This window comes from Stenotrophomonas sp. 169, assembly GCF_014621775.1.
Taxonomy (GTDB): Bacteria; Pseudomonadota; Gammaproteobacteria; order Xanthomonadales; family Xanthomonadaceae; genus Stenotrophomonas.
In genome coordinates this window covers 2,561,600-2,586,920 of the sequence record NZ_CP061204.1, presented here as the reverse complement: position 1 = coordinate 2,586,920, position 25,321 = coordinate 2,561,600, and the positions used below count along the sequence as shown (strand labels likewise).

The 25,321-nt window shown below is 66.6% G+C and carries 21 protein-coding genes; 12 read left to right on the top strand and 9 right to left on the bottom strand.

The window, feature by feature from the left end:
• Nucleotides 1-58: 58 nt before the first annotated feature.
• Nucleotides 59-451: an outer membrane protein assembly factor BamE gene (gene bamE, locus ICJ04_RS11120; protein WP_188324323.1), complete on the bottom strand. Its 393-nt coding sequence runs from the start codon at nucleotides 449-451 to the stop codon at nucleotides 59-61.
• 103 nt (nucleotides 452-554) lie between these two features.
• On the opposite strand from bamE, the gene fur reads away from it, so the two are divergent.
• Nucleotides 555-959 carry a ferric iron uptake transcriptional regulator gene (fur, locus tag ICJ04_RS11115; RefSeq protein ID WP_188324322.1) on the top strand — a complete coding sequence of 135 codons (405 nt, stop codon included), beginning with the start codon at nucleotides 555-557 and terminating at the stop codon, nucleotides 957-959.
• Nucleotides 960-1,267: 308 nt separating this feature from the next.
• Here the strand turns inward: fur and recN are convergent, their stop codons facing one another.
• The gene (gene recN, locus ICJ04_RS11110; RefSeq protein ID WP_188324321.1) at nucleotides 1,268-2,929 is read right to left on the bottom strand and encodes a DNA repair protein RecN; all 1,662 of its coding nucleotides are present in this window, start codon (nucleotides 2,927-2,929) and stop codon (nucleotides 1,268-1,270) included.
• Nucleotides 2,930-3,044: 115 nt separating this feature from the next.
• On the opposite strand from recN, the gene hrcA reads away from it, so the two are divergent.
• From hrcA to ICJ04_RS11080, 6 genes are all read left to right on the top strand, one after another.
• A complete protein-coding gene (gene hrcA, locus ICJ04_RS11105) occupies nucleotides 3,045-4,109 on the top strand; it encodes a heat-inducible transcriptional repressor HrcA (protein ID WP_188324320.1) in 1,065 nt (354 codons plus the stop codon).
• Nucleotides 4,110-4,172: 63 nt separating this feature from the next.
• Complete coding sequence (gene grpE / locus ICJ04_RS11100) at nucleotides 4,173-4,682, top strand: nucleotide exchange factor GrpE (protein ID WP_188324319.1); 510 nt, start codon at nucleotides 4,173-4,175, stop codon at nucleotides 4,680-4,682.
• Nucleotides 4,683-5,010: 328 nt separating this feature from the next.
• Nucleotides 5,011-6,927, top strand: coding sequence for a molecular chaperone DnaK (gene dnaK / locus ICJ04_RS11095; protein WP_188324318.1), 1,917 nt, complete (start codon nucleotides 5,011-5,013; stop codon nucleotides 6,925-6,927).
• 155 nt (nucleotides 6,928-7,082) lie between these two features.
• Nucleotides 7,083-8,213, top strand: a complete 1,131-nt coding sequence (dnaJ, locus tag ICJ04_RS11090; protein WP_188324317.1) for a molecular chaperone DnaJ — start codon at nucleotides 7,083-7,085, stop codon at nucleotides 8,211-8,213.
• 196 nt (nucleotides 8,214-8,409) lie between these two features.
• Nucleotides 8,410-9,318: a pyridoxal kinase gene (gene pdxY, locus ICJ04_RS11085; RefSeq protein WP_188324316.1), complete on the top strand. Its 909-nt coding sequence runs from the start codon at nucleotides 8,410-8,412 to the stop codon at nucleotides 9,316-9,318.
• Nucleotides 9,315-10,430 (top strand): prephenate dehydrogenase, encoded by a 1,116-nt coding sequence (locus ICJ04_RS11080; RefSeq protein WP_188324315.1) that lies wholly within the window; start codon nucleotides 9,315-9,317, stop codon nucleotides 10,428-10,430. Before pdxY ends, ICJ04_RS11080 begins: the two co-directional genes overlap by 4 nt.
• Nucleotides 10,431-10,646: 216 nt before the next feature.
• Here ICJ04_RS11080 and ICJ04_RS11075 read toward each other — a convergent pair whose 3' ends face one another.
• From ICJ04_RS11075 to ICJ04_RS11055, 5 genes are all read right to left on the bottom strand, one after another.
• Complete coding sequence (locus tag ICJ04_RS11075; protein WP_188324314.1) at nucleotides 10,647-10,838, bottom strand: hypothetical protein; 192 nt, start codon at nucleotides 10,836-10,838, stop codon at nucleotides 10,647-10,649.
• A 67-nt stretch (nucleotides 10,839-10,905) separates the two neighbouring features.
• Nucleotides 10,906-12,669, bottom strand: a complete 1,764-nt coding sequence (locus ICJ04_RS11070) for an ABC transporter transmembrane domain-containing protein (RefSeq protein WP_188324313.1) — start codon at nucleotides 12,667-12,669, stop codon at nucleotides 10,906-10,908.
• Nucleotides 12,662-13,267, bottom strand: coding sequence for a YigZ family protein (locus ICJ04_RS11065; RefSeq protein WP_188324312.1), 606 nt, complete (start codon nucleotides 13,265-13,267; stop codon nucleotides 12,662-12,664). Before ICJ04_RS11065 ends, ICJ04_RS11070 begins: the two co-directional genes overlap by 8 nt.
• A gap of 53 nt (nucleotides 13,268-13,320) precedes the next feature.
• Nucleotides 13,321-14,313 (bottom strand): hypothetical protein, encoded by a 993-nt coding sequence (locus ICJ04_RS11060; RefSeq protein ID WP_342589177.1) that lies wholly within the window; start codon nucleotides 14,311-14,313, stop codon nucleotides 13,321-13,323.
• Nucleotides 14,310-14,864 carry an RNA polymerase sigma factor gene (locus tag ICJ04_RS11055; protein WP_223203067.1) on the bottom strand — a complete coding sequence of 185 codons (555 nt, stop codon included), beginning with the start codon at nucleotides 14,862-14,864 and terminating at the stop codon, nucleotides 14,310-14,312. The genes ICJ04_RS11060 and ICJ04_RS11055 overlap by 4 nt, the downstream gene beginning before the upstream one ends.
• Before the next feature lie 208 nt (nucleotides 14,865-15,072).
• Here ICJ04_RS11055 and ICJ04_RS11050 point away from each other — a divergent pair, with 208 nt between their 5' ends.
• Nucleotides 15,073-17,913 (top strand): EAL domain-containing protein, encoded by a 2,841-nt coding sequence (locus ICJ04_RS11050; RefSeq protein ID WP_223202861.1) that lies wholly within the window; start codon nucleotides 15,073-15,075, stop codon nucleotides 17,911-17,913.
• Between the two features lie 90 nt (nucleotides 17,914-18,003).
• Here ICJ04_RS11050 and ICJ04_RS11045 read toward each other — a convergent pair whose 3' ends face one another.
• Nucleotides 18,004-18,600: a TIGR00730 family Rossman fold protein gene (locus ICJ04_RS11045; protein WP_188324310.1), complete on the bottom strand. Its 597-nt coding sequence runs from the start codon at nucleotides 18,598-18,600 to the stop codon at nucleotides 18,004-18,006.
• 81 nt (nucleotides 18,601-18,681) lie between these two features.
• Nucleotides 18,682-20,178, bottom strand: a complete 1,497-nt coding sequence (locus ICJ04_RS11040) for an aminotransferase class III-fold pyridoxal phosphate-dependent enzyme (RefSeq protein WP_188324309.1) — start codon at nucleotides 20,176-20,178, stop codon at nucleotides 18,682-18,684.
• 213 nt (nucleotides 20,179-20,391) lie between these two features.
• Between ICJ04_RS11040 and queA the strand changes: the two genes are divergently transcribed.
• The 4 genes from queA (at nucleotide 20,392) to secD (ending at nucleotide 25,303) form a co-directional block, all read left to right on the top strand.
• Nucleotides 20,392-21,456, top strand: coding sequence for a tRNA preQ1(34) S-adenosylmethionine ribosyltransferase-isomerase QueA (gene queA / locus ICJ04_RS11035; RefSeq protein WP_188324308.1), 1,065 nt, complete (start codon nucleotides 20,392-20,394; stop codon nucleotides 21,454-21,456).
• A 327-nt stretch (nucleotides 21,457-21,783) separates the two neighbouring features.
• Nucleotides 21,784-22,914, top strand: a complete 1,131-nt coding sequence (gene tgt, locus ICJ04_RS11030) for a tRNA guanosine(34) transglycosylase Tgt (protein WP_188324307.1) — start codon at nucleotides 21,784-21,786, stop codon at nucleotides 22,912-22,914.
• 132 nt (nucleotides 22,915-23,046) lie between these two features.
• Nucleotides 23,047-23,391, top strand: coding sequence for a preprotein translocase subunit YajC (gene yajC / locus ICJ04_RS11025; protein WP_042615071.1), 345 nt, complete (start codon nucleotides 23,047-23,049; stop codon nucleotides 23,389-23,391).
• Nucleotides 23,392-23,452: 61 nt separating this feature from the next.
• A complete protein-coding gene (gene secD, locus ICJ04_RS11020; RefSeq protein ID WP_188324306.1) occupies nucleotides 23,453-25,303 on the top strand; it encodes a protein translocase subunit SecD in 1,851 nt (616 codons plus the stop codon).
• Nucleotides 25,304-25,321: the final 18 nt, after the last annotated feature.

Genomic DNA, 25,321 nt, shown 5'->3' with positions numbered 1-25,321 from the left:
TGGCGGGGTTGGCGACCGGTCATGACGGCCAGCGGCCGTCACTACCGACCAGGCGGGATCAGCCGCCGCCCTTCTTCTTTTCCTTCGGCAGGTTGCGACCGAACTGGCGGACGGTCTGCGTGGCCAGCTTGGAGTCCTGCGCGGGGAAATAGTCGCCTTCCCAGCGGGTGACGGCATCGTTTTCGAAGTAGACGGTGAAGTTCTTCGTTTCCGTGCGGCCGACGCGGTCGATACGCTGGCTGGCAGCGTAGTCCCAGCGCTGGGCGTGGAACGGATCTTCAATGGACGGGGTGCCGAGCAGGGCGTTGACCTGCTGCTTGCTCTGCCCGACCTGCAGCTGGGACACGGCATCTTCCCGTATCAGGTTGCCCTGATAGATGGGTTGCTTATAGATGATGCCGCAGCCCGTGGTGGACAGGGCAACGGCGGCGACCAGCAGGAGATTGCGCATCGGGAATCGCGTTTGGGGAAATCGATCCGATGATACACTCCCGGCGTGCCACCGCGACCCAATCCGAGGCAGCTGGCGCTAAATCGCCAATGAACGGAGACCTATGGAAACCCACGACCTGCGTAAAGTCGGCCTGAAGGTGACCCATCCTCGGATGCGGATACTTGCACTGCTTGAGCGCACTGCCCAGCACCACATGACCGCCGAAGACATCTATCGCCAGCTGCTTGAGCACGGTGATGAAATCGGCTTGGCCACGGTGTACCGGGTGCTGACCCAGTTCGAGGCCGCTGGCCTGGTGCTGAAACACAATTTCGAAGGCGGCCAGGCCGTCTATGAGCTGGACCGCGGCGGCCATCACGACCACATGGTGGACGTGGACTCGGGAAACGTGATCGAGTTCGAAAGCGCGGAGATCGAAGAGCTTCAGCGCAAGATCGCGTCAGATCACGGCTACGAGCTCGAAGAGCACTCGCTGGTGCTGTACGTGCGCAAGAAGCGCCGCTGAGGCGTCCGCCGAGCACGGCTCGGCGCTACCGAAGCAGAATCCGAAACGCCGGGATCCGTAGCGCCGACCCACGGTCGGCGAGCGCAGCGGGCCGTTCGCGGTGAAATTCCACCGAGCGTATACAGAATCCGTAGCGCCGACCCACGGTCGGCGAGCGCAGCGGGCCGTTCGCGGTGAAATTCCGCCAAGCGTAAACAGAATCCGTAGCGCCGACCCACGGTCGGCGAGCGCAGCGGGCCGTTCGCGGTGAAATTCCGCCGAGCGTGGCTCGGCGCTACCGAGGCAGTGCCCTAGCGCGCGGCCAGATGTCAGCCGGCCAGCAGCTTCCGCGCCGCGGCGCGGGCTTCTTTGCTGACTTCGACACCGCCCAGCATCCGCGCGAGTTCTTCTTCGCGGGCCTTGGTGTCCAGCTTTTCCACCGCGCTCTGGGTCATGCCGTCTACCGGCGCCTTGCTGACGCGATAGTGTGCGTGGCCCTTGGAGGCCACCTGCGGCAGATGCGTCACGCACAGCACCTGACGCTTTTCGCCAAGAGCGCGCAGTTTCTGCCCCACGATATCCGCCACCGCGCCACCGATACCTGAATCGACCTCGTCGAACACCATGGTCGGCACGGCATCCAGATCCAGCGCGGCCACTTCAATGGCCAGCGAGATCCGTGACAACTCACCGCCGGAGGCCACCTTGCGCAGCGGTCGCGGCGGCTGGCCAGCGTTGGCCGCCACCAGGAACTCCACCCGCTCGGCACCCTGTGGATCCGGCTTGCCGGCGTCCTGTGGTTCCAGCTGGATCAGGAACTGGCCGCCGCCCATGCCCAGCTCGGCGATAAGCCCGGTCGTAGTGGTGGACAGCTCCGCAGCAGCGCGCTGACGGCCTGCGCTGAGCACGGCAGCCTGTTCGCGCCATGCGGCAGCCGCTTTTTCGATTTCACCGGCCAGCTTCTGCAGGCGCACGTCGGCCCCTTGCAGCTGCTCCACTTCGGCCTGCATGCGGTCGCGCTGCGGGCCGAGTTCTTCCATCGGCACCCGGTGCTTGCGCGCCAGATCGTGCAGACGGCCCAAGCGGCGCTCGTTTTCTTCAAACTGCTCCGGATCAGCGTCCAGATCGTCGTGCACGCGGTCCAGCAGGGTCAGTGCTTCCTGCAGCTGGATGCTGGCGCTGTCGATCAGTGCGTCCACGTCGCCCAGCCGGGCATCGTGTTCGATCAGGCGGCCGAGGTCACCACGCACCTGCGCCAGCAGGCCCAGCGCGGAAGCGTCCTCGTCACCGTTGATCCGCGTGGTGGCCGTGTCGCAGGCACTGAGCAGGGCGCTGGCGTGCGCCTGGCGGCGGTGGCTGGCACCGAGCGCGGTGATGGAATCGGGCTCCAGGTCCTCGCGTTCCATTTCCCGCAGCTGATGCTCCAGGAAGCCGATGCGGTCGCTGACATCGCCCTGCTGGGACAACGCGGCGGCCTCGTCCACCAGGGTCTGCCACGCGGCGGCGGCCACGCGCACGGCGCGGCGCTCTTCGGCGTTGCCGGCATAGGCATCCAGCAGCGCAAGCTGCGAGGGCCGGGTCAGCAGGGCCTGTTGCTCGTGCTGCCCGTGGATTTCCACCAGCAACGAGGCCAGGTCGGTCAGCTGGGACAGGGTGACCGGGCGGCCATTGATCCACGCACGCGAACCGCCATCGGCGCGGATCACCCGGCGCAGTTGGCAGTGTTCGTCGTCGTCCAGCTCGTTGTCGGCCAGCCAGCGCCGTGCGGCGGCCAGCTGTTCCAGCGCGAATTCGGCGGAAAGCTCCGCTCGCGCGGCACCGTGGCGCACCACGCCGCTGTCGGCGCGAAGGCCTGCCAGGAAGCCGAGGGCGTCCACCATCAGCGACTTGCCCGCGCCGGTTTCGCCCGATACCACCGTCATGCCGGGCCCGAACTCGAGTTCGGTGGCGCGTACGACGGCAAAATCCTTGATCGATAGATGTCTAAGCATGGTCCGTTGAGTCTCTCAAGCCGCGCAACGCTAGCACGGGCGACGGGGTGGTCCAATGACTTGCCAAGAGGGCATGTCGGCATTATCTAGTGTGTGAGTCTCACAGGCTGATCCGATGCCGTCGTCTTTCGACAACCTTGCTCCACGTTCACGCCATCTGCTGCGCACCCTGATCGCCCGCCACATCCAGGATGGCGAACCGGTCGGGTCGGCAACGCTTGCGCGCACGTCCGGGCTGGACGTCAGTGCGGCAACCATCCGCAACATCCTGGGCGACCTGGAAGAGCTGGGGCTGCTGAGTTCGCCGCACACGTCGGCCGGTCGCGTGCCCACGGCGCATGGCTATCGGGTATTCGTCGACAGCCTGGTGCAGATGCATCCGCCGGGCGAACAGGACCTCAGCCGGCTGCGCAGCGAGCTGCCCAGCGGCGCCGGTACGCAGGCCCTGCTGGGCAGCGCATCGGAGCTGCTGTCGGCGATGAGTCACTTCGTCGGGGTGGTCAGCGCGCCCCGGCGAGGGCAGTTTGCCTTCCGCCAGATCGATTTCGTGGCGCTGGACGCACACCGGGTGCTGGCGATCGTGGTGTTCGCCGACAACGAGGTGCAGAACCGGGTGATCGAGGCGCGCCGGCCCTGGGAGCCGGGCGAGCTGGAGCAGGTGGCCAATTACCTCAATGCCCACTTTGCCGGGGTGCCGCTGGCGCAGATCCGCCGCCGCCTGCTGCACGAACTGCGCGACACCCGCAGCGAGATGGAGCAGTTGTTGGCGCACAGCATCGAGCTGGCCGAACAGGCGCTGGAGCCGCCGGCCGACGACATGCTGGTGGCCGGCCAGACCCGTCTGATGGGCGTGCAGGACCTGACTGACCTGGAGCGCCTGCGCGAACTGTTCGAGCTGTTCTCCAGCAAGCGCGAGATCCTGCAGCTGCTTGAGCGCACCATCCAGGCGCCGGGCGTGCGCATCTTCATCGGCGAAGAAACCGGGGTGGTGCCGCTGAAAGGCATGTCGCTGGTGACCGCACCGTACACCGCCGACGGGCAGGTGCTGGGGGTGCTGGGGGTGATCGGGCCCAAACGGATGGCCTACGACCGCATGATTCCGCTGGTGCAGGCCACGGCTGAGGTGCTGGGGGCGGCCTTTTCTCCCGGATCGGTCAACTCCGTGCCACGCAGCGCTTGAAACGCAGTTTCCCGCCCACACTAGGTGGGATGGAGGCGGGGAGTGACCGCCAGGGAAACGCACATGAACCAAGATCAGCACGATATCGAATCCAACCCGGCCGCCGACGAGGCCGCTGCCGCCCACCACGACCAGCTGGAGCAGCTGCGCGGGGAGCTGGAGCAGGTCAAGGCCGATGCGCTGCGTGAGCGCGCCGACCTGGACAACCAGCGCAAGCGCGTGGCCCGTGACGTGGAACAGGCCCGCCGCTTTGCCAACGAAAAGCTGCTCGGCGAGCTGCTGCCCGTGTTCGACAGCCTGGATGCCGGCCTGAAGGCGGCGGGCGAAGAGGCCAGCCCGCTGCGCGATGGTCTGGAAATGACCTACAAGCAGCTGCTGAAGGTCGCCGCGGACAACGGCCTGGTGCTGTTGGACCCGACCGGCCAGCCGTTCAACCCGGAACACCATCAGGCGATCAGCCAGGTAGACGCCAACGGCGCCGCACCGGGCAGCGTGGTGCAGGTGTTCCAGAAGGGCTACCAGCTCAACGACCGCCTGCTGCGCCCCGCGCTGGTGGTGGTCGCGCGGGACTGATCGCAGCGGCAGGCGACGGTAGAGCCGACTTCAGTCGGCTGCGGTAGGACCAGCCGACTGAAGTCGGCTCTACCCGGCAAGGTCCAGCAGCCGGCAGGGTCCAGCAGCCGGCAAGGTCCAGCAGCCGGCAAGGTCCAGCCGGCAAGGTCCAGCACCCGGCAAGGTCCACCAGCCGCACCGCGCGATTTTCCCGCCAGACGCTGAACGCGTTTGGCCTTGCAGAAACACAGCGTTCGGGGGATGGCTTGAATGTTCCACGAGCCTCCCCCACATCCCATTCATACACCGGCCACGGCCGGATTCACCGAATTATCTTCAGGAGTTCCCCATGGGCAAGATCATTGGTATCGACCTCGGCACCACCAACTCGTGCGTGGCGATCATGGACGGCGGCAAGGCCCGCGTCATTGAAAACTCGGAAGGCGATCGCACCACCCCGTCGATCGTCGCCTACACCAAGGACGGCGAAGTCCTGGTAGGTGCCTCGGCCAAGCGCCAGGCGGTCACCAATCCGAAGAACACCTTCTACGCGGTGAAGCGCCTGATCGGCCGCAAGTTCACCGACGCCGAAGTGCAGAAAGACATCTCCCATGTGCCGTACTCCATCCTGGGGCACGACAATGGCGATGCTTGGGTGGCTACCAGCGATGCGCGCAAGATGGCGCCGCAGGAAATCTCCGCCAAGGTGCTGGAGAAGATGAAGAAGACCGCCGAAGATTATCTCGGCGAGAAAGTGACCGAGGCGGTCATCACCGTGCCGGCCTACTTCAACGACAGCCAGCGCCAGGCCACCAAGGACGCCGGCCGCATCGCGGGCCTGGACGTCAAGCGCATCATCAACGAGCCGACCGCGGCTGCGCTGGCCTATGGCCTGGACAAGGGTGACAGCAAGGATCGCAAGATCGTGGTGTACGACCTGGGCGGCGGCACCTTCGACGTGTCGGTGATCGAAATCGCCAACGTTGACGGTGAGAAGCAGTTCGAAGTGCTGGCCACCAACGGCGACACCTTCCTGGGTGGCGAAGATTTCGACAACCGCGTCATCGAATACCTGGTGGAAGAGTTCAACAAGGACCAGGGCATCGACCTGCGCAAGGATCCGCTGGCCCTGCAGCGCCTGAAGGACGCTGCCGAGCGCGCGAAGATCGAGCTGTCCAGCGCCCAGCAGACCGAAGTGAACCTGCCGTACGTGACCGCCGATGCTTCCGGTCCGAAGCACCTGAACATCAAGCTGACCCGCGCCAAGCTGGAGTCGCTGGTGGACGAGCTGATCAAGAAGTCGATCGAGCCGTGCCGCGTTGCGTTGAATGATGCCGGCCTGCGTGCCAGCGACATCAACGAAGTGATCCTGGTCGGTGGCCAGACCCGCATGCCGAAGGTGCAGCAGGCGGTGACCGAGTTCTTCGGCAAGGAACCGCGCAAGGACGTCAACCCGGACGAAGCGGTGGCACTGGGTGCGGCGATCCAGGGCGGCGTGCTGGGCGGCGACGTCAAGGACGTGCTGCTGCTGGACGTGACCCCGCTGTCGCTGGGTATCGAAACCATGGGCGGTGTGTTCACCAAGATCATCGAAAAGAACACGACCATTCCGACCAAGGCCTCGCAGGTGTTCTCCACCGCCGAGGACAACCAGTCGGCCGTGACCGTGCACGTGCTGCAGGGTGAGCGCGAGCAGGCCCGGTTCAACAAGTCGCTGGCCAAGTTCGACCTGTCCGGCATCGAGCCGGCACCGCGCGGCCTGCCGCAGGTGGAGGTGTCCTTCGACATCGACGCCAACGGTATCCTGCACGTGTCGGCCAAGGACAAGAAGACCAACAAGGAACAGAAGGTCGAGATCAAGGCCGGTTCGGGTCTGTCCGAGGACGAGATCGCACGCATGGTCGCCGATGCGGAAGCCAACCGCGAAGAAGACAAGAAGTTCCAGGAACTGGTGCAGGCCCGCAACCAGGCCGATGCCCTGATCCACGGCACGCGTTCGGCGATCACCGAGCACGGCAGCAAGGTCGGTGGCGACGTGATCGGCAAGGTCGAGGCCGCACTGGCGGACCTGGAAACCGCAATGAAGGGTGACGACAAGGCGCAGATCGAGTCCCGGTCGAAGGCGCTGGAAGAAGCCGGCCAGGCGCTGTTCGCCGCCGCTTCGGCCGGTGACCAGGGCGGTCCCGCCGACGCGGATGCCGGTGCGAAGCACGACGACGTCGTTGATGCCGAGTTCACCGAAGTAAAGGACGACAAGAAGTCCTGATCCAGACCGACGCGGGACGTTGCCTCACGGCAGCGTCCCGTCGTCGCATCAGGGTCCTGACCGCCAGCAGCGGGTCGGGGCGCCCGACGCAGGAGCGGACCATGTCCGCTTTTCTGCTTTGACGAATCCCGACGTACCGGAAAGCGATCCATTCCATGAGCAAGCGTGATTACTACGAAGTTTTGGGCGTAGCCCGTACCGCGACCGACGAAGAGCTGAAGAAGGCATACCGTCGTTGCGCGATGAAGCATCACCCCGATCGCAATCCGGGTGACGCGGCGGCGGAGGCTGCCTTCAAGGAGTGCAAGGAAGCCTACGAAACGCTGTCCGACGGCAACAAGCGCCGCATGTACGATGCCCACGGCCACGCGGCCTTCGAGCACGGCATGGGCGGTGGCGGCGGTGGTCCGGGTGGTCCGGACATGAACGATATTTTCGGTGACATCTTCGGCAATATTTTCGGAGGTGGGGCCGGTGGCCCGCGCCAGGCGCGTCGCGGTGCCGACATCGGCTACGTGCTGGAGCTGGATCTGGAAGAAGCCGTGCGCGGTGTTGAGCGCCGCATCGATATCCCGACCCTGGCCGAGTGCGGTGACTGCGACGGCAGCGGTTCGGAAGACGGCAAGGTGGAAACCTGCACCGTCTGCCACGGCCGCGGCCAGGTGCGCATCCAGCGCGGAATCTTCGCGATGCAGCAGGCCTGCCACCATTGCAACGGCCGCGGGCAGACCATCGCCCAGCCGTGCAAGACGTGCCACGGCAACGGCCGCGTGGAAGAAGACAAGGTGCTGTCGGTGAAGGTGCCTGCGGGCGTCGATACCGGTGACCGCATCCGTCTGGCCGGCGAAGGCGAGGCCGGTCCGGCCGGCACGCAGCCGGGCGATCTGTACGTGGAAGTGCGTGTGCGCGACCACGCGATCTTCCAGCGCGACGGCGATGACCTGCACTGCGAAGTGCCGATCCGCATTTCGCAGGCATCATTGGGTGACAGCATCCGCGTGGCGACCCTGGGGGGCGAGGCGGAGATACGCATTCCGGCCGAGACCCAGACCGGCAAGCTGTTCCGCCTGCGGGGCAAGGGCGTGCGATCGGTACGCAGCCGCAGCGAAGGCGATCTGTACTGCCGTGTCGTGGTGGAGACCCCGGTCAACCTGACGCCCGACCAGCGCAAGCTGATGGAGCAGTTCGAAGCCACCTTCGTGGGCGAGGACGCGCGCAAGCATTCGCCGAAGTCGGCGACGTTCATCGATGGCGTGAAGGGTTTCTGGGACCGGATGACGTCCTGATCCCAGGGGCGTGGCGGCCGCTTTCCGTCACGGGTTCGCCGCTGCGCTCCACGGGTCAGCCGCTGCGCTCGCCGAGCATGGCTCGGCGCTACCGAAGCCAGGTTTGGCGCGTTCCACCGGGCGCGGTGCATCAATGGGCGTGGCGCGTATTGTCAGGCGCGGCGCGTTCCACCGGGCACGGGCGTAAAATGCGCCCATGAGCGAATCCCTTGAAAATCATCTGGTCCACGGCCGCCGCCAGCGGCCGGACGGACCCTCGCCGGTCGATGTCATCTCGGTCCAGTCGCAGCTTGTGTACGGCCACGCCGGCAACAGCGCGGCGGTACCGCCGCTGCGCGCGCTGGGCGTGCGGGTGGCCGAGATACCGACCACCTTGCTGAGCAACGCGCCGTTCTACGCCACCACCCGTGGCCGCGTGCTGCCGGTGGACTGGTTCGCCGATCTGCTGCGCGGTACCAGCGAGCGCGGGCTGCCACAACGTGCGCGGATGCTGGTCTCCGGCTACTTCGGCAGTGTCGACAATGGCGCGGCATTCGCCGATTGGCTGGATGAGATCCTGCCGCTCTGTCCGCAGCTGCGTTACTGCCTGGATCCTGTGATCGGTGACACCCACACCGGCCCCTATGTTGAGCCGGGCCTGGAGAAGGTCTTTGCCGAGCGGCTGCTTCCGCATGCCTGGCTGGTCACGCCCAATGCGTTCGAGCTCGGTCGGCTGACCGGCATGCCGTCGCTGGCCCAGGACGATGCCATCGCCGCGGCCCGCGCGCTGCTGCAGCGCGGCCCGGAATGGGTGCTTGCGCACAGCGTGTCGGGCGAGAGCGGTGAGCTGGTGACGCTGGCCGTGGGCCGCGAAGGCGTCTGGCGCTGGACCTCGCCGTTGTTGCCGGTGGACGTGGCCGGTACCGGCGATGTGCTGATGGCGCTGATCGTGGCCTTCCTGCTGCGCGGGGAGACCCTGCAGCAGGCCATCAGCCGCTCGGTGTCCGGCACCCATGCCGCACTGGAAGCGACCCTGGCCAACGGCGTCGAGGAGTTCGACGTGCATGCGGCTGCACCGGCCGCCTTGGCCCAGCCGGAGCGGTTCGCGGTGGAGCGGCTGGCATGAGTGCGTCGCCGCAGGTGATCGGCATCGTCGGCAGCGCCGGTGCGTATGGGCGCTGGCTGCAGCGCTTTTTCAGCGAGCGCATGCAACTGCAGGTGATCGGCCACGACCCGGCGGATCCTGCGTCGCACACGCCCGAGCAGCTGTTGCAACAGGCGGATGTGCTGCTGTTTTCCGCACCGATCCGCCACACCCCCGCATTGATCGCCGACTACGTGCAGCGTGCGGCTGGCCGCGAGGCGGGCAGGCTGTGGCTGGACATCACCTCGGTCAAGGAAGCACCGGTGCGGGCGATGTTGGCGTCACGCGCTGAAGTGGCAGGCCTTCACCCCATGACGGCACCACCGAAAGCGCCGACGCTGAAGGGCAGGGTGATGGTGGTCTGCGAAGCGCGCGTGGATCGCTGGCAGCCGTGGCTGCAGGAACTGTGCGCCGCACTGCAGGCCGAATGCGTGCGCACGACGCCGGTCCACCACGACAAAGTGATGGCGCTGGTGCAGGCAATGGTGCACGCCGGCCATCTTGCGCAGGCGGGCGTCCTGCGCGGTTACGCCGCGGAACTGGGTGATCTGTCGGCGCTGCTGCCGTATCGCTCCGCCTCGTTCGAGCTGGATACGGCGATCATTTCGCGCATCCTCTCGTTGAACCCGGCGATCTACGAAGACATCCAGTTCGGCAACCCGCACGTGGCGCCGATGCTGGAGCGGCTGATCGCGCAACTGCAGCAGTTGCAGTCGCAGGTGCTGCAGGGCGATGACACCGCACGCGCGGCTTTCCGCCAGCAGCTGCTGCACGACAATCGTGACGCGTTCGGGCCGGACGTACTCGCCGATGGCAACTACACCTTCGAGCGCGTGGGTTATCTGCTCGCCGATCTGACCGAGCGGCAATCGCTGTCTGTCCATCTGCCGGAAGACAGGCCGGGCTCGCTGCGCGCGTTGCTGCACGTGTTCGAGCAGCACCAGATCAGCCTGGCCTCGATCCATTCCTCGCGCACGCCGGGTGGCGAGGTGCATTTCCGCATCGGCTTCGTACCCGGCAGCAGCGACATGGCCATCGCTGCCGCTGCAGCTGAAGTAGACGACAGCGGCATCGGCCGCGTACTTCCACGCTGACGGTTTCATCCACAGGCCGTGTGGATGGTTTCCGCACAAACATGTGGATAACCTGTCTCATCCCTTGCGACGCTAGGCTGTCAAGATGGGTGGTGAAAATTTCGCCACCCATCGGAGGGTGGCATCCACGGTAGCGCCGAGACATGCTCGGCGGATAGTCCCGGGACACTGTGATAGTCCCCGCCGAGCATGGCTCGGCGCTACCGCTTCTTCCGCTCAGATGCTCAGGCGCACATCGCCACCGGGCGTTACGAACTCGCGCCCCTTGCGGACCAACGCGCGGCCGTCTTCAAGCTCGTAACGCGGTTCTACCGCGTTCGCCGCTGATGCCGCCTCGTCGGGCTTGAATTCAAGAATGATGCGGCTTTCGCCATCCGAATCGGTGGCGGGAAACTGACGGAATGACATCGTCTACCTCCTTCAATCATCGAACATGCGGCGCCAGCGTGCGCCGCCACTCGTTAGCCGCGCGTGGTCAATCGATGAACTGCAGTTTCGCCAGGTCCGCGTACAAGCCGCCTTCGGCCAGCAGCTGCTCGTGCGTGCCCTGGGCGATGATCCGTCCATGGTCCATCACCACGATCCGATCGGCCTTGAGGATGGTCGCCAGGCGATGCGCGATGACCAGCGTGGTGCGTCCCGCCATCAGGCGTTCCAGTGCCTGCTGCACCGCCCGCTCGCTCTGCGCGTCCAGGGCGCTGGTCGCTTCGTCGAGCAACAGGATCGGGGCATCCTTCAGCAACGCGCGGGCGATGGCGATGCGCTGCTGCTGGCCACCGGACAGGCGCGCACCGCGCTCGCCCAGCTCGCTCGCGTAGCCTTCGGGCAGCGCACGCAGGAAGTCGTCCGCTTCGGCGGCGCGTGCGGCCGCTTCCACTTCAGCGTCGCTCGCGTCCAGCCGACCGTAGCGGATGTTGTCCCGTGCACTGGAGGCAAACAGCGTGGGCTGCTGCGGCACCAGGGCCAGCTGCGCACGCAGGGACGCCGGGTCCATCGCACGCAGGTCGATGCCATCAACGGTGATCGCACCGGAAAGCGGATCGTGAAAACGCAGCAGCAGCTGCAGCACCGTACTCTTGCCGGCGCCGGAAGGACCGACCAGCGCCACGGTTTCACCATGCCGCACGTGCAGGCTGAAATGCTCCAGCGCTGGCGTGTCCGGGCGCTGCGGGTAATGGAACACGACATCGTCGAAATGGATCTCGCCGCGCAGCGGTACCGGCAGCGCGGTGGGCGTGTCAGGGGCGCGGATCTCCACGTCTTCCTGCAGCAGTTCGCTGATCCGGCCCATGCCGCCTGACGCACGTTGCAGCTCATTCCAGACTTCGGCCAGCGCGCCGACCGAACCGCCGCCAATCAGCGCGTACAGCACGAACTGCCCGAGCGTACCGGCCGTCAGACGACCGGCGATGACATCGTGCGCGCCCAGCCACAGCACGCCGACAATGGCGCCGAACACCAGCAGGATGGCGCTGGCCGTCACCAGCGACTGCGCGCGGATGCGGCGCTTCGCGGCGCGGATCGAATCGCTCAGTGCCACGCCGAAGCGAGCCTGTTCGTAGGGTTCGCGCGCATGTGACTGTACGGTGCGCACGGCGCCCAGTGTTTCGGCGGCCAGACTGTTGGCATCGGCGATGCGGTCCTGGCTGTCGCGTGAGATCCCCCGCAGGCGGCGCGCCCCGATGATGATCGGCAGCACCGCCAGCGGAATGCCCAGCAGGGCCCAGGCGGCCAACCGCGGACTGGTCACGAACAGCATCACCAGGCTGCCGACCACGGTCACGCTGCTGCGCAGGGCGACGGACATGGTGGAGCCGATCACGCTGCGCAGCAGTTCGCTGTCCGCGGTCAGGCGCGACACCAGTTCGCCGCTGCGATTGCGGTCATGGAAGCCGGCCCCCAGGGTGATCAGGTGCCCATACAACTGCGCGCGCAGGTCAGCGACGACTTTTTCGCCCAGCAATGAAACAAAGAAGAAGCGCGCTGCCGTGGCGAGCGCCATCACCACCGCCACCAGCATCAGCAGGGCGAAGGCGCGGTTGATCTGGCCGCCACCGGTGAAGCCGTGGTCGATCATCTGCTTCACCGCCGGTGGCAGGCTGAGCGTTGCCGCCGACGACACCGCCAAGGCGGCCAGCCAGGCGCTGAACAGCCCCGCGTGGCGGCGTACGAACGGCCACAGCGTACTGAGGCTGCCAAGGCGCTTGAGGGTGGGGCGGGGCTGGGCGGCATCAGTCATCGGTGGGGCACTCGGAAGGTTGCAGCAGGCGTACCCGGTTACGGGTGGCGTCGCGCAGGCGCGTTTTCAATGCGTCGCACTGGTCAACGGGCAGTTCGATGCGGATGGCGACCCCGTCGGCGTCGAACGATTCGTCCAGCTTCAGGGCATTGTGCGCCGCCAAGGCCGCGTGCAGCGCGCCCAGATCGTCGAACCCGGCACGGATGTGCAGCTGCGCCAACGCGATCAGTGGCAGGCGCGGCGCGATGCGCAGGCACTCGGCTGCCGTGCCGCCATAGGCCCGCACCAGTCCGCCGGCACCCAGCTTGATGCCGCCATACCAGCGGATCACCACCACCATGATCCGGTCGAAGCCTTGTCCGTCGATCGCCGCCAGGATCGGCCGGCCCGCCGTGCCGGCCGGTTCCCCGTCATCGCTGGAGCGATATTCGTTGCCGTGCCGATAGGCCCAGCAGTTATGCGTGGCGTCGGGCACCGCGACATGCTGCAGGAACGCGAGCGCATCGCTGGCATCGCCGATGGGCGCGGCGTGCGCGATGAAGCGGCTGTGCTTGATCTCCAGACTATGGTGGACGGCAGCGGCGAGGGTGTCAGGCATCCGTGCAATGTTACCGCGCCGGCTCACGCTGGGCCGGGTGGGCGGTCAGACCGTCAATCGGCCAGCAGCGGCTGCAGGTCGCGCGGCAGGCGCGTTTCCGGATACTGGAACAGATAGCGCTCCAGGCTGGCGCGGGCGACATCGACATCCCCGGCGTCGCGGCGATGGCGGATCTTCTGCAGCCATTGGCGGCGTGTCAGCTGCGCGTCGGCCAGCACGGCGTCCTGCACGGCTTCGGCACTCAGCGATGCCGCCTGCTTGCGCTGCGCGAAGGCCTGCGGGTTGTTCGCCTGCGCATTTGCCGGCGCGGCGCGCAGGCTGCGTGCGGTATGCGAAGAGGACGATTCGACGTCGGCTGCGCGCGGCTCTGCGGCATCCGTTTCCATCGCGGCAGCCGGCGCTGCGGCGTACGCGTCGGCGCGTGCAGGCGCAGGTGCAGGTGCAGCGGAAGGCGCGGGAAGCGGAAGCGCGGGCGGCACCGCGCGCTCACGTGGCGCCGGTTTTGCAACGACAGGCGGTGGTACCGGGGCGGGCTCGGGTGCCACGGCGGGCTCGGGTGCTCTGCGTGCTTGCCGTGGCGCTTCTGCGGGGGCGGCGGGTTCTGCCGCCGGCCGCTCATCAGCCTGCATCGCGGTCGATACGTCGGCCGCTTCGTCGGCCTGCGCACTGCGCGCAGCGGGCGCGCTGCTGTCTGCCGCTGCGGAGGCCGGCGCGGGGGCCGCCTCGACGCGGGCGGGGGCCTGCGGCGGCTCGGGACGCAGCTGCCAAGCCAGGCCGACGGCGAATACCACCGAAGCGGCCACGCCGAACACGGCAGGCCAGCGCGGGCGACGGTGCTGCAGGCGCGGGGTGGGTGCATCGGATGGCGCTGAAGGGGCCGCGTCATACCTGCCACGCTCGTCGAGCACCGCCGCGCGGGCGGCCGCCAGCACGGCGGCATCCACCGCAGGCGGGGGCGCCTTGTCCAAGCGGCCACCCAGCAGCTTGGCCAGCTCGCGCTCTTCGTCTGTCAGCGGATCGTGGCGATTCAGGTCGGGGCCGGTCATGGGGTCAATCCTGCGCGCAATTTGTCCATCGCGTAACGCAGCCGCGACTTCACGGTTTCCCGGCCAACGCCGGTGATCTGGCCGATCTCTTCCAGGCTCAGCTCCTGCTCCAGGCGCAGCAGCAGCACCTCGCGCTGGTCGGGCGGCAGGGCATCCATCGCCTGCTGGACGCGCCGACGTTGTTCAAATCCGCTGAGCTCGGTTTCTGGCGTGTGCCCGTCCACGACCGCCTCCACCCGTGCGTCGGCATCGTACGGTGCAGGCGGGCGGTGGCGCGACGCGCGCCAATGGTCGTTCAGCCGGTTATGGGCGATGCGGAACAGCCACGTGCCGAAGGCGGCGTCGGGCTGCCAGCCGGCACGGGCCGCGATGACCCGCTGCCACACGTCCTGGAACATTTCCTCAGCCAGGCCGGGATCGCGCAGTTGGCGCAGCAGGAAGCCATGCAGCTTGCGCCGGTGACGCTCATACAGGGCCTGGAACGCGGGCAGGTCGCCGCCGGCCCAGGCGAGCATCAAGGCTTCATCGGTTGGCAATGCGGCAGTGTCCACGGCGCACAGGGTAAGGCCTGCCCGCGACGACGCATAGCGGGTCGTGCCGGAGGCGGGGGCGGCAAGCAACGGGCGAGGAATGGACATGTCTCCCTCCCTAACGAACGAGGAGGGGCAGAGGGGTTGCAGGGCTCCATTTCCGGGGGTGGAAAGCGCTATGCTCCGCGTCAAGGGGAGGTGTCGGGAATTCCCGCGCCATGGGGTCGTCATGTTGTCCAGCCAGATCGTTGCGCCATTGATGGAAACGCCAGGCGACGCCGTGGTGACGGCCGGGGTGTTGCAGGCCTTGCACGGGCTGCTGCCGGCGGGCGCGACGCTGCACGCGTACTGGAACGACCCGCTGCTGGGCGAGGGAATGCAGGGGTTCCCCTGCGAAGGCGCGCCCTGCAGTACAGCGGACTGGGCCCGGGTCGGCGTCTGCGACGACCGGCACCAGCAGTGGCAGCACGCCGGCGCACGACTGGGCCTGCGGGTGGATGCGCAGAGCGTTCCGCCGGGTTGGTGGCCGGTCGCCCGCGAAACGCTGCAGGCGGCGGTGCGGCAGGCCCGCCAGGACGCGCAGATCCACGTGCTGGAAGACGGCAAGCGGCTGCAGCAGGCGCTGTATGAAATCGCCGACCTGTCCGGGGCCGAGCTGGAAATGGCCGAGATGCTGCGCCATGTCCACCGCGTGCTGAACACCCTGATGTACGCGCACAACTGCTTCATCGTGGAATACGACGATGTGCGCAGGACGATACGATTTCTGTACTTCGCTGATCAGATCGATGACTTCGTCGCCGATGCATCGCGCACCTATGCGGAAAGCGAAATGCCCGGCAGCCTGACCTTCGCGCTGCTGCAACACGGGCAGGCGCTGAGTGGTCCATCGCGGCAGCTGCTTGCCAGCGTCGGGCAGGATGCGCAGCACTGGCGCGGACCGGAAAGCCTGGACTGGTTGGGCGTGCCGATGCTGCGCGACGGCCGGGTATGCGGCGCCATCGTGGTGCAGAGCTACGACCAGCATGACCGCTATGGGGATGCGGATCGTGCGTTGCTCGGCTTTGTGGCCCAGCACGTGCAGACCGCGATGGACCGGCGCCAGGCGCAGGTGCAGCTGGAGCGGCAGGTGGAACGGCGCACGCTGGAGCTGCAGCGGGCGAACCGCAGCCTGCAGGATGAAGTATTCGAACGTCGGCGTGCGGAAAAACTGCAGGCCGCGTTGTACGGCATCGCCGAACTGGCAATGAAAGCCGAGAGCCTCTCGCAGTTCCATGCGCAGGTGCACGGCATCGTCGGCACGCTGCTGGACGCACGCAATTTCTACATCGCCCTGGTGAACGAAGCGGGTGACGGACTGGAGTTCGTGTACTCGGTGGACGAATACACCACGTTGCGGGCGCCGCGCGCTTTCAGCCAGGGACTGACCGAGCACGTCGTGCGTGAGCGCAAGCCGCTGCTCGCCGCACGCGCCGCTATCGACGCGATGATCGAGGCGGGGCAGATACGCGAATCCGGAGTGCGCTCGCAGTGCTGGCTGGGTGTGCCGCTGCTGCGCGACGACGAGGTGGTTGGCGTGATCGTCGTACAGAGCTACAGCGCTGATGTCGGATTCACTCCGAATGACCAGCGGCTGCTGACCTTCGTGGCGCAGAACATCGGCGCCGGGTTGGCGCGGCAGCGCGACCAGGAGCGCCTGCGGCTGGCCCACGCCGGTCTGGAGCAGCGTGTGGAGGAGCGCACGCGCGAGCTGGCCGATGTCAACGAAAAGCTGCTCGGGCAGATCGCCGAACGGCTGCGCGCCGAGCAGCGGCTGACCCACCAGGCCATGCATGACGGCCTGACCGGCCTGCCCAACCGCATCCACCTGCTGGATCGCCTGGAGGACGCGCTTGCACGCGCACGGCAGGGCGAGGGCGGCGAGTTTGCCGTGCTGTTCCTGGACCTGGACCGCTTCAAGCTGGTGAATGACAGCATCGGGCATGCGGCGGGCGACCAGATGCTGGTCGAAGTGGCCCGGCGCATCGTCTCGATGCTGGGGGCCGATGACGTGGTGGCACGCTTGGGCGGCGACGAGTTCGCCATCCTGCTGCAGTGTCCGCAGGGGCTTGCGCAGGCACTCGAGTTCTCGCAGCGCATGCTGCTGGCGCTGCAGGAATCGATGTGGGTGGCAGGGCGCGAATTGTTCCCGTCGGGCAGCCTGGGCATCGCGCTGTGGAACAGCCGCTACCACCGCGGCGAAGAGCTGCTGCGCGATGCCGACGCGGCGATGTACCGCGCCAAGGCACAGGGCCACGACCGCTGCGCGATCTTCGATGAAGACATGCGCGAACAAGCGATGCGCAGCCTGGACCTGGAATCCGACCTGCGCCGGGCGATCATCAACCACGATTTCATGCCGTACTACCAGCCGATCGTTCGCCTGGGTGATGGCGAGATCGTCGGCTACGAGGCGCTGCTCCGTTGGCAGCACGAAACGCGGGGGGTGTTGTTGCCGGGGGCCTTCCTCGACCTCAGCGAAGGCAGTGGCCTGATCGAGCAGGTGGACTGGCTGATCTACGAACAGGTGATCGCCGGACTGGCGCACGGCGGCAGCGGTTATGTATCGGTCAACGTGTCGCCGCGCCATTTCCGTTCTGCCGATTTCAGTCAACGGTTGTTCGGGTTGATCGAAGCGTTCGACGCCGACCCGCACCGCTTACGGCTTGAAATCACCGAAGTGGCCCTGCTCGATGACGGTCCGCGCACCCTGCGCGTGCTGCAGGCGCTGCGCGAGCGCGGCATCCTCGTACAGCTGGACGACTTCGGCACGGGATTCTCCGCGCTGTCCTACCTGCACCGCTTCCCGATCACCACGCTGAAGATCGACCAGAGCTTCATCGCCGGCCTGAACGGACCGGAGGCGAAGAGCACCCTGGCGCTGGTCGAAGGTGTGGTGTCACTGGCCCGCACGCTGGGCATCGACACGATCGCCGAAGGCATCGAAACCGAGAGCCAACGCCAGATACTGCTCGGCCTGGGCTGCGACTACGGCCAAGGCTACCTTCTCGGCCGCCCCGCACCGCGCTGAAGCAAAAAAGGGGACGGAGGGGATTAAGTCGCATTCGACCACGTCCGTGGCCGAATGCGACTTAATCCCCTCCGTCCCCTTTTTTCGTGTTTACGGGACCAGTGCCTTGCGGCGCTTCTCGTCGATCCACTTGGAGGCCTGGGCGGGCTCGTAGTGGCGCATCCATTCCAGCATTTCGTCGATGTCCGAGCCGTACCACAGGTCGGCGCGCTGGGTGGGGTGCAGGAAGCGCTCGTCGACCATGCGGTCGATCATGCCGATCAGCGGGGCGTAGAAGCCGTCGACATCGAGGAAAGCGCAGGGCTTGCTGCCGATGCCCAGCTGGCGCCAGGTCAGCATCTCGAAGATCTCTTCCATGGTGCCGAAGCCGCCGGGCAAGGCGACGAAGGCGTCGGACAGGTCGAACATGCGCGACTTGCGCTCATGCATCGAGCCCACGATTTCCAGTGAGGTCAGGCCGCGGTGGGCGACTTCCCAGTCCGCCAGCTGCTGCGGGATCACGCCGGTGACTTCACCGCCGGCCTCCATCACCGCGTTGGCCACCGTGCCCATCAGGCCGACGTTGCCACCGCCATAGACCAGGCGCAGCCCATCGCGGGCGATACGTTCACCCAGCGCGGCGGCACGCTCGCTGTAGATGGGCTTGCTGCCTGCGTTGGACCCGCAGTAAACACAGATGGACTTCATGGGAGTTCCTGCAAATAACGACAAAATGGGGACGGAGGGAATTAATCAGAATTAATTCCCTCCGTCCCCATTTTCGCATTTTCAGGCGGCTTCGGCTTCTTCGCGGCGCGGGCCTTCGCGCAGGGCGCGGCCGATCATGCCGACCAGCAGCTGCAACTCGCTGCTGTCCATGCCGAAGTGCGGGGTGAAGCGGAGCGAGCGCTCGCCGCCGTGGATGACGTTGACGCCGCGGCGGCGCAGCCACTCTTCGGTAGAGCCGGCGCCATAGCACTTGAACTGTGGGGCCAGCTCGCAGGAAAACAGCAGGCCGGTGCCCTGGACCTTGGTGATCAGGCCGCCCAGTTCGTCCTTCAGCTGTTCCAGCCGCTGCACCGCTTCCGCCCCGCGCTCGGCGATGTTGCGGCGGACCTCCGGCGTCAGCTGGGCCAGCGTGGCGCAGGCCACGTCCAGTGCCCGCGGGTTGCTGGTCATCGTGTTGCCATAGATGCCCTTGCGGTACAGCTGCGCGGCGCGTTCATTCACTGCCAGCACCGACAACGGGTACTGGGCGGCGTTCAACGCCTTGGAATAGGTTTCCATGTCCGGCGGGTCCAGGCCCTCGAACCCCGGGTAATCCACCACCGACAGGACGCCGTGCGCGCGCAGGCCGGCCTGGATCGAGTCCAGCAGCAGCAGGCTGCCGTGCGCGCGGGTCAGTTCGCGGGCGAGGGCATAGAACGCCGGCGGCACCGAACGGCCCGGATCGCCTTCGCCCATCACCGGTTCCAGGAATACCGCTTCGATGAACCAGTTGTTGCGGCCCGCGTCGTCGAACACGGCGCGCAGGGCGGCCTCGTCATACGGTGCGATCGCGATGACCGAGTCTTCGCCGCGGTAGCTCGCCAGGTACTGCTGGTACGTACGGCGGCTGGAATCGGAGTACAGGGCAGGGCGGTCGGTACGGCCGTGGAAGCTGCCCTTGATCACCAGGCGCTTCACCGTCGCGCCCGCATGCGGAGCACCCGGATCGGTCTGCAGCTTGCTGTTCACATCGGCGATGCGCGCGGCCAGGCCGACCGCTTCCGAGCCGGAATTGAGACACATGAAGCGGGTGAACGGGCAGCCGCCGCGACGGTGGCCGATCTCTGCACGCAACGCGCGGACAAAGCGCTGTTGCGACAGGCTGGGGGTCATGATGTTGGCCATCACCTGGGGCTGGGCCATGGCGTCGATCACGGCGTCCGGGGTGTGGCCGAAACCGAGCATGCCGTAGCCGCCCGCGTCGTACAGCACCGCGCCCTTCAAGGTGACCACCCACGGCCCGCGCGCGGTCAGCGCCACGTACGGGGTGACTGCGTCATCGGCATAGAAGTTGATGAAGCCGTCCTGCATGGCGTCGATCTGCGCTTGTTCGTCCAGCGCCAGCAGCTCGCCCAGCTCCGCCTGTACCCGGGAAAATTCCGCAGCAGCGGCGTCCATTGCAGCCACCAGCGACGGGTGGCTCGCGGCCAGCTGCTCCAGCGTGGCGTCATCCAGGCCAGTGGTCAGGCGGGTGCCGGGCTGGGCGCGAAGGGGGGCGAGGCGTTCGATGAAGCTCATTGCAGGTCTCCTGAAACGATAGGTCGCACGGCCCCGGAAAAGCACAACGCGCGGCAAGCGCGCGCGTTGGATGATGGCTCGTGCATTCGGACTTCTGATTCGATGCTAGCACGCGCCTTTTTGCGCGATAACCCCGTGCGTTCGCTGCTGCATGGCAGCATTTTCGCGACCGTTGGGCTCCTGCATCGCGGTCTGGCGGCAGCCGGTCGTACAATGCGCGCCATTGCCGACCTGTTGCCGCGTGTTCCCTTGAAGAAGTCTGATTTCCACTACGAACTTCCTGCTGAACTGATTGCCCAGGCGCCGCTGGCCGAGCGCTCCGCCAGTCGTCTGTTGCTGGTGCCGCCCGTGCCGGGCGCGCTGGCCGATGCACATGTGCATGACCTGCCGGGGCTGCTGCGCGCGGGCGACCTGTTGGTATTCAACGATACGCGGGTGATCCCGGCGCGGCTGTTCGGCCAGAAGGCCACCGGTGGGCGGGTGGAGATCCTGATCGAACGGCTGTTGGGCGCACAACAGGCCCGGGCGCAGGTCGGGGCCAGCAAGACGCCGAAGCCGGGCAGCCGGATCGCCCTGGATGCCGGCGGCGAGGTGGAGGTGCTGGGGCGCGATGGCGAGTTCTACGTGCTGCAGTTCCACGTGCCCGAGGCGCTGGAGCAATGGCTGCTGCATGCCGGTCGCCTGCCGCTGCCGCCGTATATCCAGCGCGAGCCGGGGCTGGACGATCGCGAGCGCTACCAGACGGTGTTCGCCCGTGAAGTAGGGGCGGTGGCGGCGCCGACGGCGGGGCTGCATTTCGATGATGCGCTGCTGGATGCCCTGCGGGCCAAGGGCGTGGAATTCGGTCACGTGACGCTGCACGTCGGCGCAGGCACCTTCCAGCCGGTACGGGTGGATGACCTGAAGGATCATGTGATGCACCGCGAGTGGCTGAACGTGGGCGCGGAGCTGGTACAGCAGGTGCGGCGCACGCGCGAGGCCGGTGGTCGGGTGATCGGCGTCGGCACGACGGTGGTGCGTGCACTGGAAAGCGCGATGCGCGACGGCGAACTGCTGCCGTTTGCGGGGGAGACGCAGATCTTCATCACCCCGGGTTACCGGATCCGCAGCGTGGATGCGATGGTGACCAACTTCCATCTGCCGGAAAGCACGCTGTTGATGATGATTTCCGCGTTCGCCGGCAAAGAGCGGGTGTTCGAGGCCTACCGGCATGCGATCGCGCAGCGCTACCGGTTCTTCAGCTACGGCGACGCGATGTTGTTGTTCCCGCAGGGCTGATCGGTTTTCCGTTGGTCTGCGCGTTTCTGTGTCGCCGCGCTGCGAGCCGGGAACAGGCCCCACGGGACACGCCGTGAATCCATCCATGGAGGCTCGTTTCCGCCCGTCCGGGGCTCCAACGGTCCCGTGGGGCCTGTCCCCGGCTCGCCGGACAGAGGGCTGGATGCGGCAGGCGAAGAGCACCCGTGCGGTGGGTGGGGGATGAAAGGCAGCCGGCCTGCTGCCGGCCGTAGCCGCGCCCCTCCCAGACATCCGAGGCGCCATCCTTTTCGCGGTCAACCGGAAAGTGCGGGATAATGGACAGCTATCTGTCCAAGCACCCGCATCATGTCCCGACTGCAGTTCCAGCTCCAGACCACGGATGGCCGTGCCCGCCGCGGCCGCCTCACGTTCCCGCGCGGTACGGTAGAAACGCCCGCCTTCATGCCGGTCGGCACCTATGGCTCGGTGAAGGGGATATTTCCTGACCAGGTGCGTGCGCTGGGCGCGGAAATCATCCTCGGCAACACCTTCCACCTGTACCTGCGCCCGGGCCTGGACGTCATCGCCGACCACGGCGGCCTGCACGGCTTCGCGCGCTGGGATGGCCCGATCCTCACCGATTCCGGTGGTTTCCAAGTGTTTTCGCTGGCCCACCGCCGCAAGATCACCGAGCAGGGCGTGACCTTCTCTTCGCCGACCGACGGCGCGCGGGTGTTCCTGGGCCCCGAAGAGAGCATGAAGATCCAGAAGGTGCTCGATTCGGACATCGTGATGATCTTCGACGAGTGCACCCCGTACCCCGCGACCGAGGATGTCGCCCGGCGTTCGATGGAGCTGAGCCTGCGCTGGGCACAGCGCAGTCGTGACGCACACGACGCGCTGGAAAACGACGCGGCGCTGTTCGGCATCGTCCAGGGCGGGGTGCATACCGGCCTGCGCAGTCGTTCGGCCGAGGCCCTGCAGCAGATCGGTTTCGACGGGTACGCCATTGGCGGACTTGCCGTGGGTGAACCGGAACATGAACGCAATGCCATGCTGGACCACCTGCACCCGGAGCTGCCGGCGGACCGCCCGCGCTACCTGATGGGCGTGGGTCGACCGGAGGATCTGGTGGAAGGCGTGGCCCGTGGCGTGGACATGTTCGATTGCGTGATGCCCACCCGCAACGCCCGCAACGGCCACTATTTCACCTCCACCGGCACGGTCCGCATCCGCAATGCACGCTATGAGCGCGACATGGTCCCGATCGAGCCGGGCTGCGGCTGTTTTGCCTGCAGCGGGGGCTATACGCGTTCGTACCTGCGCCACCTGGACCGCTGCAACGAGATGCTGGCGCCGATGCTGGGGACCATCCACAACCTCTTCTATTACGAAAAGCTGATGGCGGACATGCGCGCGGCCATCGCGTCGGGAACCTTCGACGCATTCCGCGGGTCTTTCTACGCGGCCCGGGGCGCCACCGCACCACCGCTGTAAGCGGCGACACCCCTGCCGAAGGGCCCAAGGACGAATCCCTGGGCCCGTGGCATACTTCACGGCTGACACCGATCTGCGGTCGCGCCCGGTTCCCTGAGGGAGCGGAGTGCCGCCCAACCAAAGGACTTCTTGATGAACCTGCTTGCTTTCCTGATTCCCGCCGCCCACGCACAGGCCGCCGGCGGCCAACCGCAGGGTTTCACCATGACCACCCTGCTGTTCCCGGTCATCCTGATCGCCATCATGTACTTCCTGATGATCCGCCCGCAGATGAAGCGGCAGAAGGAGCACAAGGCCATGCTGGAGAAGATCAAGCGCGGCGACGAAGTGCTGACCAATGGCGGCATTGCCGGTGTGGTCACCGACATCGGCGACAACTTCGTCACCCTGGAAGTGGCCGACAACGTGCGCATCCGCGTGCAGAAGGGCGCTGTCGGCAACGTGCTGCCGGCCGGCACCCTGAAGTCGGCCGTCTGAGCCACTCCCTTTTCGAAGTACAACCGCGGCGCCGGGGATGGCGCCGCGCGGGACCCTAGCAATGCTCGAATTTCCACGCTGGAAGTACGTCGTCATCCTGATCGTCCTGGCGATCAGTGCGCTGTACGCGATGCCCAACATCTACCAGAAAGACCCGGCCGTCCAGATCACGGCCAACCGTGGCGGACTGGTCGACAGCGCGTTGCGCGATCGCGTGCTGGCTGACCTGAAGGCAGCCGGTGTCACGCCGATGGCGGCGGAAGTGGAAGGTGAAAACCTGATCGTCCGCCTGCCGGACATCCAGGCCCAGACCGCCGCCAACGACGTGCTCAAGCAGAGCGTCGGCGAGGACTACGTGGTCGCGCTGAACCTGGCGTCCACCGTGCCGGACTGGTTGTCCAACCTGGGCGCACGCCCGATGACGCTGGGCCTGGATCTGCAGGGCGGCGTGCACTTCGTGCTGCAGGTCGATCAGAGGGCCGCGCTGGACAAGCGCCTGGATTCCTACACTGAAGACGTGCGCACCAGCCTGCGGGATGCGCGTATCCCGTACCAGTCCGTCGAGCGCCGTGGTGACAACACCATCGTGGCCAACCTCAGCCCGTCAGCGGGCGAGGGCGCCGGCCTGCGTGCGCGTGATGCGCTGTTCAAGTCGCAGCCGACGCTGGGCTATGAAGTAACCGGCAACCGCGTCACGGTGAGCATGCCCGACGCCGAGTTGACCGCGATCGCCAACGGCGCCATCGAGCAGAACGTCAACACCCTGCGCAACCGCGTCAACCAGCTGGGCGTGGCCGAGCCGATCATCCAGCGCCAGGGTGCCGACCGCGTGGTCGTGCAGCTGCCGGGCGTGCAGGATACGGCCGAAGCCAAGCGCATGATCGGTGCCACCGCGACGCTGGAATACCGCGCCGTGGTGGAAGGCAATGCACAGGACGCCATCGATACCGGCCGCATTCCGCCGGAGGCGAAGGTGTACCACCGCCGCGATGGCCGCCCGGAGCTGCTGTCCAAGCGCGTGATCGTCACCGGTGACCAGATGGTCGCCGCGCAGGCCACCACCGACCAGAACGGTGCGGCGGCGGTCAGCGTGACGCTGAACAATGTCGGCGGGCAGCGCATGTTCGACTTCACCAGCGCCAACGTGAACAAGCCGATGGCCGTGGTCTACACCGAGCGCATCCCCAGCGTCGAGACCGTGGACGGCAAGGAAGTGCGCAGCTTCCGGGTCAAGGAAGAGGTCATCTCGGTGGCCAATATCAACGGCGTGTTCGGCAAGAACTTCCAGACCACCGGCCTGGAGAAGCGTGAGTCCGAAGACCTGGCGAAGATGCTGAAATCCGGCTCGCTGGCCGCGCCGATGGACTTCGTCGAAGAAAAGATCGTCGGCCCGAGCCTGGGTGCCGAGAACGTGCAGCGCGGTGTGACCGCAGTGGGCTTCGCCTTCCTGTTTACGCTGGTGTTCTTCACCGTGTATTACCGCATGTTCGGCGTCATTACCTCGGTGGCGATGCTGTTCAACCTGCTGATCGTGGTTGCGGTGATGTCGCTGTTCGGCGCCACCATGACCCTGCCCGGCTTTGCCGGTCTGGCCCTGTCGATCGGCCTGTCGGTGGATGCCAACGTGCTGATCAACGAGCGCATACGTGAAGAGCTGCGCGCCGGGATGCCGGCCAAGGCCGCCATCGTGGCCGGTTACGAAAAGGCATCGGGCACCATTCTCGACGCCAACCTGACCGGCATGCTGGCCGGCGTGGCGCTGTATGCGTTCGGTACCGGCCCGTTGAAGGGCTTCGCGGTGACGATGGTCGTGGGCATCATCGCCTCGATGTTCACCGCGATCACCGTTTCCCGTGCCCTTGCCGTGCTGCTGTATGGCCGTCGCAAGAAGCTCAAGTCCCTGGCCATCTGACGGGAAAAGGATCGATAC

What these genes read in the sequence shown, in the direction of transcription:
- bamE (WP_188324323.1), bottom strand. Translation starts at nt 451, where the DNA reads ATGCGCAATCTCCTGCTGGTCGCCGCCGTTGCCCTGTCCACCACGGGC.
- fur (WP_188324322.1), top strand. Translation starts at nt 555, where the DNA reads ATGGAAACCCACGACCTGCGTAAAGTCGGCCTGAAGGTGACCCATCCT.
- recN (WP_188324321.1), bottom strand. Translation starts at nt 2,929, where the DNA reads ATGCTTAGACATCTATCGATCAAGGATTTTGCCGTCGTACGCGCCACC.
- hrcA (WP_188324320.1), top strand. Translation starts at nt 3,045, where the DNA reads ATGCCGTCGTCTTTCGACAACCTTGCTCCACGTTCACGCCATCTGCTG.
- grpE (WP_188324319.1), top strand. Translation starts at nt 4,173, where the DNA reads ATGAACCAAGATCAGCACGATATCGAATCCAACCCGGCCGCCGACGAG.
- dnaK (WP_188324318.1), top strand. Translation starts at nt 5,011, where the DNA reads ATGGGCAAGATCATTGGTATCGACCTCGGCACCACCAACTCGTGCGTG.
- dnaJ (WP_188324317.1), top strand. Translation starts at nt 7,083, where the DNA reads ATGAGCAAGCGTGATTACTACGAAGTTTTGGGCGTAGCCCGTACCGCG.
- pdxY (WP_188324316.1), top strand. Translation starts at nt 8,410, where the DNA reads ATGAGCGAATCCCTTGAAAATCATCTGGTCCACGGCCGCCGCCAGCGG.
- ICJ04_RS11080 (WP_188324315.1), top strand. Translation starts at nt 9,315, where the DNA reads ATGAGTGCGTCGCCGCAGGTGATCGGCATCGTCGGCAGCGCCGGTGCG.
- ICJ04_RS11075 (WP_188324314.1), bottom strand. Translation starts at nt 10,838, where the DNA reads ATGTCATTCCGTCAGTTTCCCGCCACCGATTCGGATGGCGAAAGCCGC.
- ICJ04_RS11070 (WP_188324313.1), bottom strand. Translation starts at nt 12,669, where the DNA reads ATGACTGATGCCGCCCAGCCCCGCCCCACCCTCAAGCGCCTTGGCAGC.
- ICJ04_RS11065 (WP_188324312.1), bottom strand. Translation starts at nt 13,267, where the DNA reads ATGCCTGACACCCTCGCCGCTGCCGTCCACCATAGTCTGGAGATCAAG.
- ICJ04_RS11060 (WP_342589177.1), bottom strand. Translation starts at nt 14,313, where the DNA reads ATGACCGGCCCCGACCTGAATCGCCACGATCCGCTGACAGACGAAGAG.
- ICJ04_RS11050 (WP_223202861.1), top strand. Translation starts at nt 15,073, where the DNA reads ATGTTGTCCAGCCAGATCGTTGCGCCATTGATGGAAACGCCAGGCGAC.
- ICJ04_RS11045 (WP_188324310.1), bottom strand. Translation starts at nt 18,600, where the DNA reads ATGAAGTCCATCTGTGTTTACTGCGGGTCCAACGCAGGCAGCAAGCCC.
- ICJ04_RS11040 (WP_188324309.1), bottom strand. Translation starts at nt 20,178, where the DNA reads ATGAGCTTCATCGAACGCCTCGCCCCCCTTCGCGCCCAGCCCGGCACC.
- queA (WP_188324308.1), top strand. Translation starts at nt 20,392, where the DNA reads ATGCGCGCCATTGCCGACCTGTTGCCGCGTGTTCCCTTGAAGAAGTCT.
- tgt (WP_188324307.1), top strand. Translation starts at nt 21,784, where the DNA reads ATGTCCCGACTGCAGTTCCAGCTCCAGACCACGGATGGCCGTGCCCGC.
- yajC (WP_042615071.1), top strand. Translation starts at nt 23,047, where the DNA reads ATGAACCTGCTTGCTTTCCTGATTCCCGCCGCCCACGCACAGGCCGCC.
- secD (WP_188324306.1), top strand. Translation starts at nt 23,453, where the DNA reads ATGCTCGAATTTCCACGCTGGAAGTACGTCGTCATCCTGATCGTCCTG.